The organism is Legionella fairfieldensis ATCC 49588 (assembly GCF_000621525.1).
GTDB classification, from domain to species: domain Bacteria; phylum Pseudomonadota; class Gammaproteobacteria; order Legionellales; family Legionellaceae; genus Tatlockia; species Tatlockia fairfieldensis.
The window spans coordinates 79,336-98,228 of the sequence record NZ_KK211299.1; the positions used below are offsets into that span (position 1 = coordinate 79,336).

Here is an 18,893-nt window from a genome sequence, read left to right on the forward strand (position 1 = left end):
CGCTATTCTTTTTTGACTGGTCGTTGCCAGCCCCTAATAGTTCTTTGTTTGCTTTCAGTCAAAGTTAACTCTCCAGCCGGAGCATTTTTGCGAATAGTACTGCCAGCTCCAATAGTTGCATGGGCACCCACGGTAACGGGGGCGACCAGTTGTGTATCGGAACCTATAAAAGCGCCATCTTCGATGACGGTTTGATGCTTGTTAACACCATCATAATTGCAGGTAATGGTTCCTGCGCCAATGTTAACATCGTGGCCAATGGTCACATCTCCCAGATAGCTTAAATGACTTGCTTTGCTTTCTCTGCCAAAAATGGCATTTTTTGTTTCAACGAAATTGCCAATTTTGCACTCTGCCTCTAGATAAGTACCGGGTCGTAAGCGAGCAAAAGGACCAATATGACAATCCTTTTCTGCTTTACAATTATCAAGCACGGAGTTAGCCAGAATTTCGCAATTGGCGCCGAGTACGACATTATGCAAGGTACAATTAGGACCAATACGGCAACCATCGCCTAAACTAACATGACCACTAAAAACAACATTCACATCAATGAATACATCACGGCCGCATTGCAATTCCCCACGTATATCAATGCGATCGGCATCAGCGAGAGTCACTCCTGATAGCATCAGCTCTTCAGCTTTATTTCGTTGCCAGGCCCGTTCCACTAATTGCAGTTGCAAGCGGTTATTAACTCCTTGAATTTCCATAACATCCTGGGCAGGAATGGAAGTTATGAATAGCTGTTCAGCAACAGCCATGCTAATAATATCGGTTAAGTAATATTCGCCTTGCGCATTATGGTTGTTAAGCTGCGGCAACCAGCGGGCTAAATTTGTCGCAGGCGCGCAACAAATGCCGCTGTAGATTTCTTTAATCTGTTTTTGTTTCTCAGTAGCATCTTTGTCTTCAATAATGGCGCAAATCATTCCCGAAGTATCCCGCAGGATACGACCGAGACCCGCAGGATTTTCAAGAGTGGCAACCAGCAGGCTTAGTCCTGCTGGTTTATTTTCCTGATTGTGCTTACCATGAATTAAGTCGATTAAGGTTTGTCCCCGGATTAAGGGCACATCGGCTGAAAGAACCAACACTTGTGAACCGGAAGGAATATGGCATAATGCCTGCATAACAGCATGGCCTGTGCCTAATTGTTCTGCCTGCAAAACCCAATGTACCGGCAAATGAGGCAACGCTGTTTTTAATTGTTCACCGTTATGGCCATATATCAGATGAATAGCATCCGGATTTAATTGCTGTGCAGTTTCCACAACGCGCTCAAGCATGGATTTACCTGCAATTTGATGTAGCACTTTTGGTGTATTAGAATACATACGTTTGCCTTGACCGGCCGCTAAAATAACAATCTGTAATGACATAATTTATAGTTCCCTATCGATATAGCTTTCGCGTAACAAACTATAAAAGTTATACAGTTTGTGTTATGAGTGCAAAAATATAGTGAGTAATATAATAAAAAAAATGAGGCAAAAGGAGTAGGGCAATGACTATTTTTCTTGATGTAGTGAAACATTTTTCAATTGGGGTAATCGAAAAATATCGTAAGGACGCTGGCGGTATGGGCCATGATGAAGATGTCACCGAGATGAAGCGTGGTCATGCAGAAAGTCTGGCCAAAGATATTTGGAATTTTGAAGAAAATAATGATGCAGTCGCAACTGACAAATTAAAAAAATTAATTACTGATTGTCTGGACAAGGTTGAGGAGGAACGAGGAAATTATCCCGAAGCACGCTTTGAACGCCGTATGAAAGGGTTAATAAATAATATCGATCTCATTTATAAAGACTGTTATGAAAAAAAATTAGTTGATCTTGAACCAGAGATCGATTCAGCTATAACGCCTCTAACTTACAATTCAGCACGTTGTCCTAAAACACATCTCAGCTACAGATATGGTGATCCTTTTGATGTGTTACTCTATCATGCCGTTATTTATTTTGCTAAAAAAATACTTGAAAAGAGCGGAAATAATCAACAACAAGGCTGGAGCCTAGCCAATTTTATAACTGGATTCATTAAAAATCCCCAAGTCACATCTGCAACTGCGTTAACCAAAGACAAAAAAGATCGGCTCATGGAGAGATTAGAGCAGTGTAAAGTGGCATTACAACCTTCAGATAAAACCAGCAGGATTGCGACTGTTAAACTCAGTATTCTTGCGATTCGTAATGATAATAATGAGTTATGCGGCAAACATGCCCTTATACCGAGCGTTCCGATAAGCGTACACGTAGGTTTGGGTAGTTTTGGTATTTCCGGTGCTATAAATCAAAGGTTGGGAGCGCTGGAAGAATGTATGAAAGCAGCAGAAGAGGAACTAAATCGTATAGCAGCATCTCTTAAAAAGAAAGAGCAACATGCCGTAGAACACTCCTTAAAAGAGCCTATAGTTGAAGAAGATAAGCCTCCATTTAATGAAAATCATGAGTCGTCTGTTTCTAAAGCAGATAACCCTTCTCAGGAAGAGACTGCCTTGAGCATGGGAACTATGGCTAAGGAATTATCTATATTTGGCAAAGGAAAGAAAAAAAAGGAAAAAGAATCCAGACGTAATGAAAATCAGCCTACGCTATGATTGCCTACGAAACAGAAAGGGTTTTATAGCGTTTTCAAATTGATTGGAATAGGGGAATTGTTCACCAGATTTTAATATCAGTGAACGATTATTTAATTTAGACAAATGGTTGGTAAGTGTTCACGGGATATGCAAGTTTTCTCTTTCAGACTTTGTTCCATGACTCGTCTTTCCCGCCTGCGGGCTGAGTGATCCTCTCATTTTTTTTTGTGTTATTGTTAAACACCTTTTCAATTATTTTTAGGTCATTCCCGTGAAAACGGGAATCTATTTCTCAAATTACACGGTTGTTCTGATTGAAAGACAGATCCCCACCTCCGCGTGGATGACAAAAATATAATCATTGTGATTAATATAATTTCAAATAAATTAAACATCAATTACACAAAAAAAAGAGAGGATCTCTCAGCGCCTGCGGGGGAAAGACATTGACGTTATGAACACTTACGATATCCTGTCCTTTGGCTCTGTTATTTACCTAAACTAGCCATAATACCCCACTAAATCCGCAAGCTCCTTAGTATACTGAAAATTACTACACACACTATCAGCAGACATATTCCAGTTGAATAAGCCAGCAAAGCCAAGGTGGGGTGGAAAGTCAGGATCACACTCTTCAGTTGTAATGCCATTAGCAATTTTAGCGGAGGGATAGCCTATAATACGAAGACTTTTTATAAAGTCATTGCCAAAAAACTCATTAAAATAACTTTGAATATTGATTAAATTAAAACTACTGACATTTTGTGAATCGATCTGTGTATGATCAATGCCTCCAGGCTGGGGATTATTGCCTGCCGGCGTGATGGTTAAATAATAAGGTTTACCATCTTGCAGGGACGCATAATTTAATGCGTTTCTTAAGTTAGCAATAACACCATCGAAATTAGCCTGGGATATGACACCGGTTGAAGCTCCAATTTCTTCATCATCAATGTCGATACCATCTAAATTATTAGCGCGTATAAATTGTATTACGCTGGGTACAAACAGGTTGGCATGATTGATATAGTCATTATTAATGTAAGTCCAATCGTTCTTTCCCCATCCGAGTGAAATTAAAATTTTAATCGAAGGATTAACCCCACGAGCTACTTGCGATAATTGAGCAAGCCGCACTGGCTCATTGGGTTGACCGGCTTCGTAGGTAAAAATAGCGCCATTTCCTGAAGGATAGGCATGAGCAAAGGCTACAAAAATAGCGCTGACGCGCTGAAAAGGCATGGAAGAATCAGGTGCAATCCATTGTCCGGGACCCGAGTTGTATATTGGATAAAACGTACCAGCATAAGGTGTAGGGAAAGTAGTATTAGGCATATTAGGACCGGCAATAATCAGCACACGATTGCTTAAAACAGGTATAGAACAGGCTGTTCCATTATAGGCGCATACTCTTGGCGCTAAAGCTGTATACGCTGGCTGATTTTGTCCCCGTATAGTGACAGTAAAGCTACAACTGGCTCCTGGTGTGAGTAAGCCGCATTGGTTATTATTGACATAAAACATCCCATTTGCATTGCCAAAATTAGGATCTATAGACAGGGCGTTTATTATTTTGGACGTATTATTTTTAACCGTGTAAGTCAGGTAAGTTTGACCATTTTGTGGAATGGCGATGGGGCTTGAGCTACTTGGCACAATGTCCATAATAGCTGCAGCGTGTACGGTTAAAAATCCAGAAGATAGTCCAATAAGTAAAGCATTAATCCATCGTTTCATGCGACAATATCCTAACAGTAACTTTAGTTAAAAGAAGCCTCAATTGAAAAAACAATGCATTGAGTATAAAGATTCTTAATAGACAAACGATCAGTTGATGTTTGCTCAGGAAGAGCACCTGATTTACCTTGACCCAGATTAAAATAGCGATAACCTAAAGACGCTGTGTAGGTCATTTTACGTAGTTTATCTTCAAATAGCGGATGCTGTACGCCTAAGCCTAACTCATAGGCAAAGTCCTGATGGGTATGATTGCCAAATCCGGGAGTGAGTGGGGTGGCGCTGGATGAAGGATCCGCAGCAATTTCATTATAATGCTCAAGACGATTCCATGCCTTTCCAATTCCAATCAGAGCAAAAGGTTGCCAATTATAAAAAACGTAAGATAAGCGGGATTCAAGCATGAGCAGATGGTTTTTTACGTGAAAGCTATAATCTAATGCATCATAAACCCCATCATTAATAAAAGGATATTCCTTTCCCTGGACTTTGCCTAAATGAATGGAGTATCCAGCTAATCCCAATGAAAGATTTGAATGGGATAAAATTCCTTCAAAAGTATGAGTTATCCCTCCGCCCCAAAATCCTTGCCACTGATTTTTTTCAGTAGTTTGATAGGCATTTGCAACAAAGTCGTTGATTACGACGAATTGCTCATTATGTAGTCGCGAAGAGTTAGGTCCCCCGGATAGAAACAAGGCCAGATGATTGGCATAAAGTAGTGAAGGAATAACAGAAAAACCAAGAATCAATTTTTTTACAAAATCCATTTTTTACTTAAAGTCCATTTTGAAGAGTTAAATATTTCGCATAATAGCACACTTGAATTTTAAAGCGAGGCTATTTAGCGAGCTTATTTAATGTAAGCAATACTTCGTCTACAGGCCCTTGGCTTAAACTTAGTTCTCCACATAAATTAGTTTCCATTAATTGTTTAACTTTTTGAACATTTAAATTTTTACTGAATAAATACAGTAACTTGCAATGGGCTGCCTCGGGGGTCATGTCATGACCACTAATCAAACCGGCTAATTTCAGCGTATAACCAGTCGCATATTGACTCATTTCCACTCGTCCTTCCTGACATTGAGTGCAATTAATTATAATGATTCCACGTTTACAGGCTTCTTCAATAAGTTGTAAAAAACGTGAATCATTATTTTGTGCATTTCCTGCACCATAAGTTTCCAATATTAATCCGCGAATCGGTTGCTGTAAAATATAAGCAAGAACATCCGTGGCAAAGCCGGGAAAAAGACGAAAATTCGCTATAAATTGAGGCGTTATCGTTTGTAACCGAAAGGTTTGATGTGGCGAACCTAATAAAAATTCTTTATTTAATTCAATTGTAATTCCAATAGTCGCCAAATGGGGATAATTGGGTGAATCAAACGCGTTAAATCGTTGTGCACTGATTTTTTGGGTTCTATTTCCACGCAGCAATTTCTGGTTAAAATAAATACAAACCTCATTAAAAGATTGATGTTCACAAAGCCAAAGTGAGGTAATGATATTGTCTACCGCATCATTGCGCACTTCGGATAAAGGAATTTGTGAACCCGTGACAATGACAGGTTTAGCAAGATTTTCCAACATGAAAGATAACGCTGAAGCAGTGTACGCCATTGTGTCCGTACCATGAAAAACAATAAAGCCGTCAAAATCAAAATAGTTATCGGCAATATCATTTGCAATTCGATTCCAATCACTTACTGTCATGTTAGAAGAATCTAGCAAGGGATGATATTCCTTAATAGTGTAATCAGGCATGTCGGCGTGTTTTAAAGCGGGAATTTGAGCCAGGGCGGCTTCAACATAACCCAGCGCTGGCTCATAACCTTGATCTGTTTTGATTGAGCTGATGGTGCCACCGGTATTGAGAATTAAAATATGTTTTTTCATAAATTATCCATGCGAAATCTGATAATAAGTATACCGTTTTTTCTCATTATAAAACTAATTATTTGTATAATAAAAATCGACTTGACAATTATAATGATGCATTGTAAAAAAAACTGAATAAAACAAAGTAGGATATATGGGATATAAATTAGCTTCTTTAGAGCAACAATTTAATAAGATATTTGTACTTATTGAAAGACATGCTAAAAAATCCCGTAACGTAATAGTAAAAACAGGCCAATTACTGTGAGCTTATTTTTTAGCGGATGGTGCTGGCAGGAACAATACTCCTTTATTTAAAATTGAGTTATTAAAAAAAGCGTATAAAATTATTAATGAGGCTATTGTTAATATAGAAGTTAAATTAGCCGGAATGAAAGTGAATTTTTCTTATACGATGCTGGAACTAAATCGAGAGAAAATTACTCCATTTTTTTCTTATCAATTAAAAGCACCTGCCAGATCGCCTAAAGTCAAGAAAAGTGACGACGGTACTTACATCGGCTACTTTTAGCGATTTAATGCAGATTTATTTGCCAAGCTCTTATTGTTTATGGAAAAATCAAGGTATTAACGATTTAATTTAAGCAGTGACAATATGATTATTGATCGGGCTGGATACCGGTTGAATGTTGGTATTATTTTAACCAACCCATCCGGTCGTGTTTTTTGGGGGAGACGTAATGGTCATGATGCCTGGCAGTTTCCGCAAGGCGGACTTGGTATCGGTGAGTCGCCCCTCGATGCCATGTTTCGTGAATTACGTGAAGAAGTCGGTTTAGACAAGGAAGACGTGGAGGTATTAGGCTCCACGAAGCGCTGGTTAAAATATCGATTGCCGAAACAATATCTTCGTCAGGGCAGTGAACCGTTAGTGATAGGGCAAAAACAAAAATGGTATTTATTGCGATTAATTGCCTCTGATCAAAAAGTTCGTCTGGATTTAAGTGATTCACCTGAATTTGATAGTTGGCGCTGGATTGATTATCACGAACCACAGGAGCATGTTATTTTTTTTAAGAGACAAGTTTATGCTCAGGCTATGAAGGAGTTGGAATATTTATTAAAAAGACGCCGTACGCCTTTTGGTGCGCGTCGTAAGCGAGGTAATCACAGTCGATAAATGCTTAAAATATTAAAACGAATCGTACAGGATGTAACTACAGCAAGTCATTTGACCGAAGCATTGACCATTTTGGTGCAGCGTGTGCGCAAGGCGGTTGATGCTGATGCCGTATCCGTTTTTCTTATCGATAATAAACATGCCGAATATGTATTAATCGCTACTGACGGTTTAAATAAACTGGCAGAATCCAGCGTTCGCGTGGGTATGGATAGCGGCTTGATTGGTTTGATTGGCCGGCGCGAAGAGCCGATTAACATTGAAGACGCGCCCACCCATTCTGATTTTCATCATAATCCTTTATTAGGTGAAGAACATCTGCGTGCCTTTTTAGGGGTGCCTATTATTCAGCATCGCAAGCTCTATGGTGTTTTAACTGTTCAACAAGCGGAGCAGCGTTGTTTTGACGATGCGGAAGAAGCTTTTTTAATCACGCTGGCTGCTCAGTTGGGAGGAATTATTGCTCATGCTGAAGCGACAGGTGAACTGGCGCAATTAACTCAGCCTAAACCCTTGGGTAATGACAAAATTGACCCGATTCCTTTAGCTCTAACCGGTGTGGGTTCTGTACCTGGCGTGGGTATTGGTACCGCTGTTCTGGTTTATCCTTCCGCTGATATTGATGCGGTTCCCCGTCACACCGTTGATGGTATTGAAGAAGAAGTTACCGCCTTTTTTAATGCTTTGCAAACAGCTCGCGAGGACATGCATCGGTTAAGCAAACGCATGAAAACGACTGTAGCGGAAGACGAACACGCTTTGTTTGATGTGTATTTACGCATTCTGGATAAAGACAGTTTAGGTGCAGAAGTTGAGTTGGTTATACGTGAAGAAAAGATTAGCGCACAAGCTGCTTTGGCCACAGTAATAAAAAAACACGTTCAGCAATTTGAGAGTATGGAAGATGATTATCTGCGCGAGCGTGCCAGTGATTTTCGTGACCTGGGCCGTCGCGTACTTGCCGAATTACAGCGCACACAACGAGAAGAAATTGCCTATCCGCGGCGTACTATTTTAATTGGCGAAGAAATAACCGCTTCCGCATTGGCCGAAGTGCCTGAGGGGCATCTGGCTGGGGTTGTGTCAGCAAAGGGGGCTAATAATTCACATGTCGCCATTTTGGCTCGTGCTTTGGGTGTTCCCACTGTTATGGGAGTCCGTGGTCTTAAAGTCGAGCATTTATCGCGCCGCGCGATAGTTGTTGATGGATATTATGGGCATGTGTATATTTCTCCTTCTAAAGCAGTCCTGGCAGAATTTAAAAAATTAGCGCAGGAAGAACAGGAGTTAAACCAAAGTCTTGTAAGCTTGCGGGATAAACCCGCCGAAACGCTGGATAATTATCGTGTGTCCTTGCAAGTTAATACCGGTCTTGCCATGGATGCGGGTTTATCAATGAGTGTTGGCGCTGAGGGAGTTGGTCTTTATCGTTCAGAAGTACCTTTTATGAGCCGGGATCGTTTTCCCTCGGAAGATGAGCAGCATATTATTTATCGCCAGATCCTTAAAGCGTTTGCCCCTCGTTTTGTTACAATGCGTACTCTCGATATTGGCGGCGATAAAATATTACCTTATTTTCCTGTGATGGAAGATAATCCTTATCTTGGTTGGCGCGGTATTCGTGTAACGCTTGATCATCCGGATGTCTTTCTGATTCAGGTACGTGCCATGTTGCGTGCCAGTGAAGAATTAAACAATTTACGCATCATGCTTCCTATGATTACCAATCTAAGCGAAGTTGAAGAAGCGACTTATCTGGTCGATCAGGCTTTTCAGGAGCTTATAGAGGAAGGTTATCAACTTGAAAAACCCAAATTGGGCGTCATGATTGAGGTGCCCGCGGCAGTGTATCTTGCACGAGAATTGGCAAAAAGAGTGGATTTTCTATCGGTGGGTAGTAATGATCTGACTCAGTATTTGCTGGCGGTGGATCGTAATAACGCCCGAGTTGCGGGTTTGTATGATGCTTTTCATCCTGCGATGCTGCGCACTTTGATGAAAGTAGTGGAAGGCGGACACGCGGCGGGTATCGAGGTAAGTATTTGCGGAGAAATGGCAAGCGACCCATTGGCTGTTATTCTTTTACTCGCCATGGGTTTTGACACCTTGAGTATGAATTCGGCAAGCTTGCCTCGTATCAAATGGGTAATTCGTAATATTTCTCTGGCTAATGCGCGAAAGGTGCTGGCAGAAGTATTGGAGTTAGAACACCCTGCTGAAATTAGATTATATTTGCAAAAAGCGTTGGAAGAAGAAGGATTAGGTGGCTTGATCCGGGCTGGAAAATCGGGTCTGTCGTAGTTATGATTGAATTTACGGTCTAGTGAAGTGCTTGGTTTGCCGCCTGTGTGGGAAAGACAATACAGGTATCGCCCTTTAAGTTGACGGCATTGTGAGAACACTTCCAAAACCTTAAGCAGGTTTTTGTATATAATTCTCTATTAAAATTTAGGTAACCTTATGCTAGCTTTTCCCAATATTAATCCGGTGGCGTTTTCCTTAGGTCCTGTCAAGGTGCACTGGTATGGTTTAATGTATCTTTTAGCGTTTACCAGCGCCTGGATTTTGGCACGGTGGCGAGTTAAACATTATCAATTGAATTGGACTTCTGAAGAAGTGGGGGACCTGGTCTTTTATGGTGCACTTGGTGCTATTGCAGGGGGGCGCTTAGGGTATATGTTGTTTTATAATACTCAGCAGCTGGTTGCCGAGCCGTGGACTTTAGTCAAATTATGGGAAGGAGGAATGTCTTTTCATGGTGGACTAATTGGCGTTGCTATCGCGTTGTGGTTATTTTCACGGCGATATAAAAAACCTTTTGCCGAGGTCGGAGATTTTGTCGCGCCGCTTGTTCCTTTAGGTCTTGGGGCAGGTCGTGCAGGAAATTTTATTAATGGCGAATTGTGGGGACGCGTGACAGACGCGCCCTGGGCCATCGTTTTTCCCGGTAGTGACGGGTTACCTCGACATCCTTCCCAACTCTATGAATTAGGTTTGGAAGGGATTGTCTTATTTATTGTTATTTGGTGGTACGCATCGAAGCCACGACTCCCGGGGCAAGTTTCAGCAATGTTTTTAGTGGGTTATGCCATTTGTCGCCTGATTGCCGAGTGTTTTCGTGAACCTGATGTGCAGCTTGGTTTTATTGCGTTCGACTGGTTAACCATGGGACAGGTATTATCCATCCCCATGTTATTAATCGGTTTAGGTTGGTTATGCTGGAGTAAACGATGAAAACTTACTTGCAACTTCTAAAACATATTTTGGAGTGCGGTGTGGAGAAAACAGACCGAACGGGTACAGGCACTTTATCTGTTTTTGCTTATCAAATGCGTTTTAAACTGAGCGATGGTTTTCCTCTGGTAACTACTAAAAAACTTCATACACGCAGTATTATCCACGAACTGCTCTGGTTTTTGCGAGGCGATACCAATATTGCCTATTTGCATGAGCATGGGGTGACAATTTGGGATGAGTGGGCTGATGCCAAGGGAGATTTGGGTCCGGTCTATGGTCAGCAATGGCGTTCCTGGCCAGCGGCTGACGGTCGGAAAATTGATCAGCTTTCTCAGGTATTGCATCAGCTTCAAACCACACCTGATTCGCGTCGTATGCTGGTTAGTGCGTGGAATGTAGGTGAGCTTGATAAAATGGCGTTAATGCCCTGCCATGCTTTATTCCAGTTTTATGTCGCTGAAAATCGTTTGTCCTGTCAATTATATCAACGATCAGCCGATGTTTTTTTAGGCGTACCCTTCAACATTGCTTCTTATGCGTTACTAACTCATATGATAGCGCAGCAGTGTAATCTTGAAGTCGGTGATTTTATCTGGACAGGAGGGGATTGTCATTTGTATTTGAACCATTTGGAACAGGCTCGCAGGCAATTGCAACGCGAACCGCTGCCCTTGCCAGAGCTGGTTATCACACGTAAACCTGATTCTCTTTTTAATTATCAGTTTGAAGATTTTCAATGGATTAACTATCAATCGCATCCCGCTATTAAGGCTCCTGTTGCAGTTTAAGTCGCCGGAGTACAGGAAAAAATCATTGGATGGTTAATTTTTGTAAGTTCACGGGATATGCAAATTTTCTCTTCCAGACCTTGCTCCATGACTCATCTTTCCCGCGCAGGCGCGGGAAAGACATTGACGTTATATACCTTTTACCTATTCCATGAACACCTGCTAATTTTTTTCTTTGCTTTTAGCAACCAGGAAGTCGAGTATTTTAAACAATCGTGCTTCATTCTGCGCCATTTGCAGATCGGTTTTGTATTGGCCATTAATAACAATCGCAGGAACACCATTGACATGGTAACGAGACATCAGAGAAGTTCCTTCCTTGATTTGCATATCAATAGTGGTTGAATTTTCAAAAGCACTTTTTGCAGTAGCCTGATCGATACCTTGGGCAACGAAAAAATTAATCATTGCCTGATTACTATTCATTGCTTGCTTCTCCTCCTGGATGGTCTTAAACAAAAGGGAGTTAAGCGTTGTTTCCCGATTTAAGAGGTGGGTAGTATAATAAGCTTTCGCGTAGAAAACCCAGTCTTTATTAAAGACAACGGGTATACGTGAAAATTGAATTATTTCGCCTTGTTGTTTTACCCAATTCATCAGCGCTGGCTCAATACGATAGCACCACGGGCAACCATAGCTAAAAAATTCAGTAATAGTAACTTTATTGTTGTTCTTGGCTTCAGTACTGCTTATTATTTCGTAGTCTTTGCCCGCGGTAAAATGATCAGCAAAACCGGTCAACGGTAAAAGTAGAATAAGAATCGATAGTAAACGTTTTAACATGATTGTCTCTCTTGAAAATTTAGGTTCTAATGCAAGCCTTGAATATAATAAGCGACAGCTTCCATATCCTCCTCGCTCATGCGTGCACTAATATCTCGCATAATTGAATTTAAATCGTTGGTTCGTTTGTTCTCCTTAAAGGCTTGCAATTGCTGTATAGTATAAGCCGCATTTTGCCCTGAAAGCACCGGGAACCCGGCTTGAGCATTACCTGTTCCTCTGGGGCCATGGCAAGCAATACAAGCGGTAATATGTTTAGCAAAATCTCCTCCCCGATACAAGCGTTCTCCGCGTTGCACGTAATTTCGCGGCGTAGTGCCTTGTGGCAGAGGTTGCCTGGCATAAAAAGAAGCCAGTTGTAGCATTTCATCTTGACTCAAATTGGCTACCAGCGCTGTCATTGTTGCAGCATTACGTGTGGTTCCTTTTTTGAAATCTTCTAATTGTTTCAATAAATAATTCGCATGCTGGCCTGCAAGATGAGGCCACTGCGGATTGGTGCTATAGCCTTCTTGCCCGTGGCAGGCTGTACAAAGAATAACTTTTTCTCCACCCGTGTCAGGCATTTTAGCAGCTGATAATACAGCGATGTTGAATAAGGCAACAATAAACAGAAATTTTTTCATTCTTTACCCAGGGATTTATCTGTTTTAATGGTACACTGACTGCTTAAAAATCCCAAAATGAAATTTGCAAAGCATGTTAATAAACCCCTATTCTCAAGCTGTTTTTTTAAAAAGTGCTGCTCGTGTGGCCCAATTACCTGACGATGAAGGTTTTGAAGTCGCTTTTGCTGGCCGCTCTAACGCCGGTAAATCAAGTGCACTTAATTGTTTAACAGGCATTAAGCAATTAGCTCGCACTTCGAAAACCCCGGGCCGTACCCAACTGATTAATTTATTTAGTCTGGATGAGTCTCGTCGCCTGGTTGATTTGCCGGGATATGGTTATGCCAAAGTAGCTCAACAAGTCAAACAGGATTGGCAAAAAAATCTTGCTCATTATCTCGAAGTCCGTCAATGTTTGCGTGGCCTGGTGCTCCTGATGGATAGCCGTCATCCACTTAAAGAACTGGATCAGATGATGATTGACTGGGCTTTGGATCGCGAGCTGCCTGTACATATCCTTTTAACTAAAGCCGATAAATTAAATCGAAGCGAAATTAAAAATGCAGTATTTAAAGTACGTCATCATTATCAATTAATGGCTGAATTAATTACCGTCCAGAGTTTTTCATCGTTAAAAAAAGAAGGAATTGAAGATTTAATTACCCAATTAAATGAATGGTTTTTGTGGTCATGAATAGTAATAAATCCAGGTTTGCTGACTTACCTGGCTTCTATTAATCTATCTATCAAAACGAATTATTTTTTTCCATCAGTGTTTCCATCACTTGTGGATTAGCGAGCGTTGATAAATCGCCTAGCTCCTCGATTGTTGTGACTTTATTGTTGGCAATTTGTCGCAATAGACGTCGCATAATTTTGCCCGACCGTGTTTTGGGCAGATCAACCACGCATTGAATAATATCAGGTTTGGCAAGTGCTCCAATCGTTATTTTAACGGTATTCAACAGTTCTTCTTTTAATTGCTCACTGCATTGAGAACCATATTTTAATGTAATAAAAGCATGAATGCCTTGTCCTTTTACCACATGAGAAATACCCACAACAGCCGCCTCTGCCACTTGTGGATGTTGGACCAGTGCATTTTCAATTTCAGCGGTTCCCAGTCGATGGCCTGATACATTCAATACATCATCAATGCGCCCAGTAATCCAATAATCACCTTCTTTATCCCGATAAGCACCATCACCGGTCAGATAATAACCTTTATTCAGATAGGTTTGTCGATAACGTTGATGATCGTCGGCTATAGTCCTTGCTAACGATGGCCAAGGGTATTTTAGCGCCAGTCGACCTTCGCCAGCTTCTTTTATTTCTTTATCTTGTTCATCGAGTAGCACAGGGTAAATACCGGGAAGAGGTTTACAGGCTGCGCCTGGTTTTACTGTCGCTGAGGTTTCTTGTGGACAAATCATAATAGCGCCTGTTTCGGTTTGCCACCAGGTATCGATTATGGGGCAATGATTTAAACCCACTTGCTGATGATACCAATGCCAGACTTCGGGGTTAATGGGTTCCCCTACCGAACCTAACAAACGGAGGGATTGACGACTGGTTGTCATTAGCCATTGATCACCCTCACGTTTTAAAGCGCGAATGGCTGTGGGTGCGGTATAAAATACATTAACCTGATATTTATCAATAACTTCCCAATAGCGAGCGGGAGTAGGCCAAGTAGGTACACCTGCAAAAAGTAAGGTAGTGATCCCGTTGCACAAGGGGCCGTATACTACATAACTATGACCGGTTATCCAGCCTGTGTCAGCGGTGCACCAGAATACGTCGTCTGATTGGCAATTGAATAGATACTGATGGCTGTAGGCCACTTGTGCGAGATACCCTCCTGTAGTATGAACAAGCCCTTTGGGCTGGCCTGTGCTGCCGGAAGTATAGAGAATAAACAAGGGATCTTCGGCATCCATGGGTTCAGGCGGACAATTGCTACTGACTGTTTCTCTTAACTCATGCCACCAATACTGGTATTTCGAATCAATGGACGTAGAGATGGTAGTGTTTTTTATTATCAAGGTTGGTATACCAAGAAGATGATTTGCCTCATCAGCCTGTTGTTTCAATGCAAAAACGTTGCCACCACGCTGGTATTCGTCTGCTGTTATCAGTAACTTACAGGCCGCTGCCTGTAGACGTTGTTGCAGCGCTGGCGCCGAAAAGCCGGCGAAAACGACAGTATGCACCGCACCAATTCGAGCGCAGGCCAGCATGGCAATGGCGGTTTCCGGGATCATCGGTAAATAAATACCTACTCTGTCTCCCTTGCCGATTCCTAAGGCTTTGAGAGCATTCGCCATGCGGCAAACTTCCTGATGCAATTCGGCAAAACTAAGACGAGTTTGCTCATTCTCTGTATCACCTTGCCAGATAATAGCTGTATGATGGGCTTTGGTGGCTAAATGCCTGTCCAGGCAATTGGCGCTGACATTCAGTTTTCCTCCACTAAACCAGCGGATATTGCCGGTGGTGAAATTGCCCTCTAAAACAGTTTGCCAGGGCTTAATCCAGGTAACATAACGAGCAGCAATGTTGGCCCAGAACTCTTCTATCTTCCAGAACGGCATTTCCTCTGTTTTTTGTCTAATCATTAATCACCGTGTCTTGGGCAATGAGTTTAATGATCGCTGAAAAATCCAAATGCCCTAAGCCTGCTTCATTAAATTGTTGGTAAAGCGCAGTGGCCTGAGCGCCCATGGGTGTTTCAATGCCAACCGTGTTTGCAGCGCTTTGGCTTAAATTCAAATCTTTAAGCATCATGGCAGCAGCAAATCCAGGTTGATAATGATTATTAGCGGGAACGTCAGGGAGAATGTCTGGGACCGGTGCGTATTGATTCATTGCCCAACATTGGCCTGAGGAGCTGCTTACCACCTCGAAAAGTTTTTGTGCTGTCAGGCCAAGGCGTTCAGCCAGAACAAATGCCTCAGAAACTGCAATCATCGAAACAGCTAAAATCATGTTGTTACAAATTTTAGCCGCCTGTCCACTTCCTGCTGCACCAGTATGAATGATTTTTTTACCCATCGCATTGAAAATGGGTTTAGCTTTTATAAAAGCGGTCTGCTCACCTCCTGCCATAAAAGTCAGCGTTGCTGCAGTGGCACCTACCACGCCGCCTGACACCGGTGCATCGAGAGCAAAGAGCTGTTTTGTCATAGCGTGTTGATGAATTTCTCTTGCACTGGTTACATCAATAGATGAGCAGTCAATATAGAGGCTATGAGGTGATGCTTTTGCAAACAATCCATCGCTAGCCAGACAAACCTGCTGAACTTGCTGACCTGTTTGCAGCATCGTAATAATAACCTCCTGAGTGGTAGCTACTTCTGATAAAGAGGATGCTATCAGACCACCTGCTGCGTTAAGAGTTTCCAACGCGTTGGATTGTATATCAAAACCCGTAACCTGATGGCCTGCTTTGATCAAATTGATAGCCATGGGTAGACCCATATGGCCGAGACCAACAAATCCGATACATGCCATCCTGCTCTCCTTAATTATTCGTTGGCATTACAAACGCACTTTCATTTAATTCCGTAACGGGCCATTTACTAGTCACTGTTTTGCGACGAGTATAAAAATTAATACTTTCCAGGCCGTGCATATTGGTATCGCCAAAGCAAGAATTCTTCCAGCCGCCAAAAGGATGATTGGCAATCGGAACGGGAATTGGAATATTGATTCCTACCATGCCCGCTTGAACCCGTTGGCTGTATTCCCGTGCACTGTAACCATCCCGTGTAAAAATGGCGGTGCCGTTTCCATATTGATGCCGATTAACCAGATCCAATGCTTCGTCAAAATTATCTGTTCGTACTACCACGAGGACGGGGCCAAAAATTTCATTTTGATAGATAGACATGGATTCTGTGACCTGATCAAAAAGAGAAGGCCCCAGAAAATACCCTTGCGGATGCTGAGGATGCTGGAAGGAGCGGCCATCAATTAATAAGTTTGCTCCCTCTTTAACTCCTTGATCTATGGCACTAATAACGCGTTCTTTATGAAGCCGGCTGATTAAAGGCCCCATTTCGCTACCCGGGGCGTCACCTGCGTCAATGCGAATGGCTTTAATAAGAGGTATCAATCGGGCAAGTAACTGATCAGCTGTGTGATCACCCACAGTCACTACCACGGAAATAGCCATACAACGTTCTCCTGCTGAACCAAAAGCTGCACCGGTAATAGCAATGGCTGCTTGATCCAGATCAGCATCAGGCATAATAACAGCGTGATTTTTAGCGCCGCCGAAAGTATGTGCACGTTTTCCTTCTGCTGTCGCCCGAGTATAGATAGACCGGGCAACAGGTGTTGATGCTACCGCTGTAAAAGAACAGATGTCGGGGTGAGCTATTAAATAGTCCACGGTGTTTTTATCGCCTTGTAAACAATTGGCAACACCGGCTGGCAATCCGGCATCAGTTAATAATTCAAATAAACGAATGGTGGCTGAAGGATCCTGTTCGGAAGGTTTTAAAATAAAAGTATTGCCACAGGCAATAGCAGGAATCATCATCCATATGGGTACCATCACGGGAAAATTAAAAGGCGACACGCCTGCACATAGGCCCAAAGGCTGGCGAAGTGTGTGACAATCGATATGGGTGCTTGCCTCTGCTGAAAAACTGCCTTGCAGTTGGGCAAGCAGCCCACAGTGAAATTCCACAACTTCTGTCGCACGTGTAATGGAGCCTTTAGCATCATCCAGCGTTTTGCCATGTTCCTGTGTAATAAGATGAGCGATGTCATATTGAAATTTTTCCAGAAGTTCTCTGAATTTGAATAAAATACGTGCTCTTTTGACAGGGGCCGTTTCTGCCCATCCAGGCCACGCTTCTTTGGCCGTGGCAATAGCCTGATTACAGAGGGAGTTATCAGCAAAATACACTTCACCAATGGATTCACCGAGGGCAGGATTATAAATTGTATGTGAATTTGCGCTGGCAACAACAACCGCTTTGCCGCCAATATAATGAGGCACTTTATAACTCATTGCTAACTCCTTTTAGCCTGTTTAATCCGTGTTTATTCATGAATTAGTATTCAAATAACAGTCAGTCAAAAAAGGCAGTAACTGTTGCCTGATAGTGACGTGTATTTTTCTCTATTTGAGAACTACGAGTTTCTATGATTTCAAAATGAGTATGCTTGCCTGCCTTTTGCAGGGCATTTTGTACAGCTTCATCAATACCAGAATCGGAATATCCGGTATAATCTCCTTTTTTTATTGTTATCATCCTGCTTCCATCTTATTAAGGATTTAAGAGAGGTAGTGTAACATGAACTTTGCTGTAGGCAGAACCCTTATTGTAATTCACAATAATTGCTCTAAACCATAATACAGTGAATCGAGTTGTTGGACTCGTTGACAGGCAAGAATGAGCCCTGGCATGAAAGAGGCTCGGTCAATACTGTTATGGGTCAATGTGAGAGTTTCGCCGCCAGAACCAAAAATGACTTGTTGGTGGGCAATAAAACCGGGCAAACGGAGGGAATGAATAGTCACATCATGATAAGTGCCGCCTCGGGTGCCGGGCACTATTTCATGTAATGGGAGAGTGTTTTTTTCCATTGACCTGGCTTTGGCGATCATTTCTGCGGTTTTCATCGCTGTCCCGGAAGGGGCGTCAAGTTTTTGCTGGTGATGTGCTTCTATTATTTCGACTTCGGGCAAAAGACGGGCAGCTTCCGCCGCAAAGCGCATCATTAAAACGGCGCTAATGGAAAAATTCGGTACAATAATTCCGCCTAATTTTTGAGCGTCGCAGTCACTTTTAAGGCATTGTATTTGTTCATCTGACAAACCACTGGTTCCTATGACGGGATGAGCGCCACTTTCTATAATAATCTGGCTATTTTTATAGACACAATCAGCACGGGTAAGATCAATAACAATATCTGCTTTGGTGTTATAAATAGCCTGACGCAGATTATCTGTTCGGCCTAAACTGCTGACCAATTCAAATTGAGCATGGTTTTTAATCGCTTCACAGGCAAGTCTGCCCATTTTTCCTTGCCCACCATTTACGATGACGCGAGACCGCATAGTTTCTCCAGATAAATATCGCCCTTTATTAAGCTATAAATTAGACAGGTTTTAT

General features: G+C 42.1%; 18 protein-coding genes. 7 read left to right on the forward strand and 11 right to left on the reverse strand.

Going from position 1 to position 18,893, the window contains the following annotated elements; translation table 11 throughout:
• Positions 1–2: 2 nt before the first annotated feature.
• A complete protein-coding gene (gene glmU / locus T345_RS0111225; RefSeq protein ID WP_028389417.1) occupies positions 3–1,382 on the reverse strand; it encodes a bifunctional UDP-N-acetylglucosamine diphosphorylase/glucosamine-1-phosphate N-acetyltransferase GlmU in 1,380 nt (459 codons plus the stop codon).
• 125 nt (positions 1,383–1,507) lie between these two features.
• Here glmU and T345_RS0111230 point away from each other — a divergent pair, with 125 nt between their 5' ends.
• Positions 1,508–2,602 carry a hypothetical protein gene (locus T345_RS0111230; RefSeq protein WP_028389418.1) on the forward strand — a complete coding sequence of 365 codons (1,095 nt, stop codon included), beginning with the start codon at positions 1,508–1,510 and terminating at the stop codon, positions 2,600–2,602.
• 483 nt (positions 2,603–3,085) lie between these two features.
• Here the strand turns inward: T345_RS0111230 and T345_RS0111235 are convergent, their stop codons facing one another.
• The 3 genes from T345_RS0111235 to ansA form a co-directional block, all read right to left on the reverse strand.
• Complete coding sequence (locus tag T345_RS0111235; RefSeq protein ID WP_051555253.1) at positions 3,086–4,321, reverse strand: glycosyl hydrolase family 18 protein; 1,236 nt, start codon at positions 4,319–4,321, stop codon at positions 3,086–3,088.
• Between the two features lie 23 nt (positions 4,322–4,344).
• Positions 4,345–5,091 carry an outer membrane protein gene (locus T345_RS0111240; protein ID WP_028389420.1) on the reverse strand — a complete coding sequence of 249 codons (747 nt, stop codon included), beginning with the start codon at positions 5,089–5,091 and terminating at the stop codon, positions 4,345–4,347.
• Positions 5,092–5,161: 70 nt separating this feature from the next.
• Positions 5,162–6,223 (reverse strand): asparaginase, encoded by a 1,062-nt coding sequence (ansA, locus tag T345_RS14255; RefSeq protein WP_051555254.1) that lies wholly within the window; start codon positions 6,221–6,223, stop codon positions 5,162–5,164.
• 379 nt (positions 6,224–6,602) lie between these two features.
• Between ansA and T345_RS15515 the strand changes: the two genes are divergently transcribed.
• The 5 genes from T345_RS15515 (at position 6,603) to thyA (ending at position 11,371) form a co-directional block, all read left to right on the forward strand.
• A complete protein-coding gene (locus T345_RS15515; protein WP_278044080.1) occupies positions 6,603–6,737 on the forward strand; it encodes a hypothetical protein in 135 nt (44 codons plus the stop codon).
• A gap of 84 nt (positions 6,738–6,821) precedes the next feature.
• Positions 6,822–7,346 carry an RNA pyrophosphohydrolase gene (locus tag T345_RS0111255; protein WP_028389421.1) on the forward strand — a complete coding sequence of 175 codons (525 nt, stop codon included), beginning with the start codon at positions 6,822–6,824 and terminating at the stop codon, positions 7,344–7,346.
• Positions 7,347–9,647 (forward strand): phosphoenolpyruvate--protein phosphotransferase, encoded by a 2,301-nt coding sequence (ptsP, locus tag T345_RS0111260; RefSeq protein WP_028389422.1) that lies wholly within the window; start codon positions 7,347–7,349, stop codon positions 9,645–9,647.
• Positions 9,648–9,806: 159 nt separating this feature from the next.
• On the forward strand, positions 9,807–10,580 hold the full coding sequence (lgt, locus tag T345_RS0111265) for a prolipoprotein diacylglyceryl transferase (protein ID WP_028389423.1): 774 nt from the start codon (positions 9,807–9,809) through the stop codon (positions 10,578–10,580).
• Positions 10,577–11,371 (forward strand): thymidylate synthase, encoded by a 795-nt coding sequence (gene thyA / locus T345_RS0111270; RefSeq protein WP_028389424.1) that lies wholly within the window; start codon positions 10,577–10,579, stop codon positions 11,369–11,371. The genes lgt and thyA overlap by 4 nt, the downstream gene beginning before the upstream one ends.
• A gap of 162 nt (positions 11,372–11,533) precedes the next feature.
• Here thyA and T345_RS0111280 read toward each other — a convergent pair whose 3' ends face one another.
• Both T345_RS0111280 and T345_RS0111285 read right to left on the reverse strand, forming a co-directional pair.
• Positions 11,534–12,154, reverse strand: a complete 621-nt coding sequence (locus tag T345_RS0111280) for a thiol:disulfide interchange protein DsbA/DsbL (protein ID WP_028389425.1) — start codon at positions 12,152–12,154, stop codon at positions 11,534–11,536.
• A 26-nt stretch (positions 12,155–12,180) separates the two neighbouring features.
• Positions 12,181–12,780: a c-type cytochrome gene (locus tag T345_RS0111285; RefSeq protein WP_028389426.1), complete on the reverse strand. Its 600-nt coding sequence runs from the start codon at positions 12,778–12,780 to the stop codon at positions 12,181–12,183.
• Positions 12,781–12,853: 73 nt separating this feature from the next.
• On the opposite strand from T345_RS0111285, the gene yihA reads away from it, so the two are divergent.
• The gene (gene yihA, locus T345_RS0111290; RefSeq protein ID WP_028389427.1) at positions 12,854–13,456 is read left to right on the forward strand and encodes a ribosome biogenesis GTP-binding protein YihA/YsxC; all 603 of its coding nucleotides are present in this window, start codon (positions 12,854–12,856) and stop codon (positions 13,454–13,456) included.
• Between the two features lie 52 nt (positions 13,457–13,508).
• Here the strand turns inward: yihA and acs are convergent, their stop codons facing one another.
• From acs to dapB, 5 genes are all read right to left on the reverse strand, one after another.
• The gene (acs, locus tag T345_RS0111295) at positions 13,509–15,380 is read right to left on the reverse strand and encodes an acetate--CoA ligase (RefSeq protein WP_051555255.1); all 1,872 of its coding nucleotides are present in this window, start codon (positions 15,378–15,380) and stop codon (positions 13,509–13,511) included.
• A complete protein-coding gene (mmsB, locus tag T345_RS0111300) occupies positions 15,373–16,275 on the reverse strand; it encodes a 3-hydroxyisobutyrate dehydrogenase (RefSeq protein ID WP_028389429.1) in 903 nt (300 codons plus the stop codon). Before mmsB ends, acs begins: the two co-directional genes overlap by 8 nt.
• A gap of 10 nt (positions 16,276–16,285) precedes the next feature.
• Positions 16,286–17,785, reverse strand: coding sequence for a CoA-acylating methylmalonate-semialdehyde dehydrogenase (locus tag T345_RS0111305; RefSeq protein ID WP_028389430.1), 1,500 nt, complete (start codon positions 17,783–17,785; stop codon positions 16,286–16,288).
• 61 nt (positions 17,786–17,846) lie between these two features.
• Positions 17,847–18,029: a dodecin domain-containing protein gene (locus T345_RS0111310; protein ID WP_028389431.1), complete on the reverse strand. Its 183-nt coding sequence runs from the start codon at positions 18,027–18,029 to the stop codon at positions 17,847–17,849.
• Between the two features lie 77 nt (positions 18,030–18,106).
• Positions 18,107–18,838 (reverse strand): 4-hydroxy-tetrahydrodipicolinate reductase, encoded by a 732-nt coding sequence (dapB, locus tag T345_RS0111315; protein WP_028389432.1) that lies wholly within the window; start codon positions 18,836–18,838, stop codon positions 18,107–18,109.
• Positions 18,839–18,893: the final 55 nt, after the last annotated feature.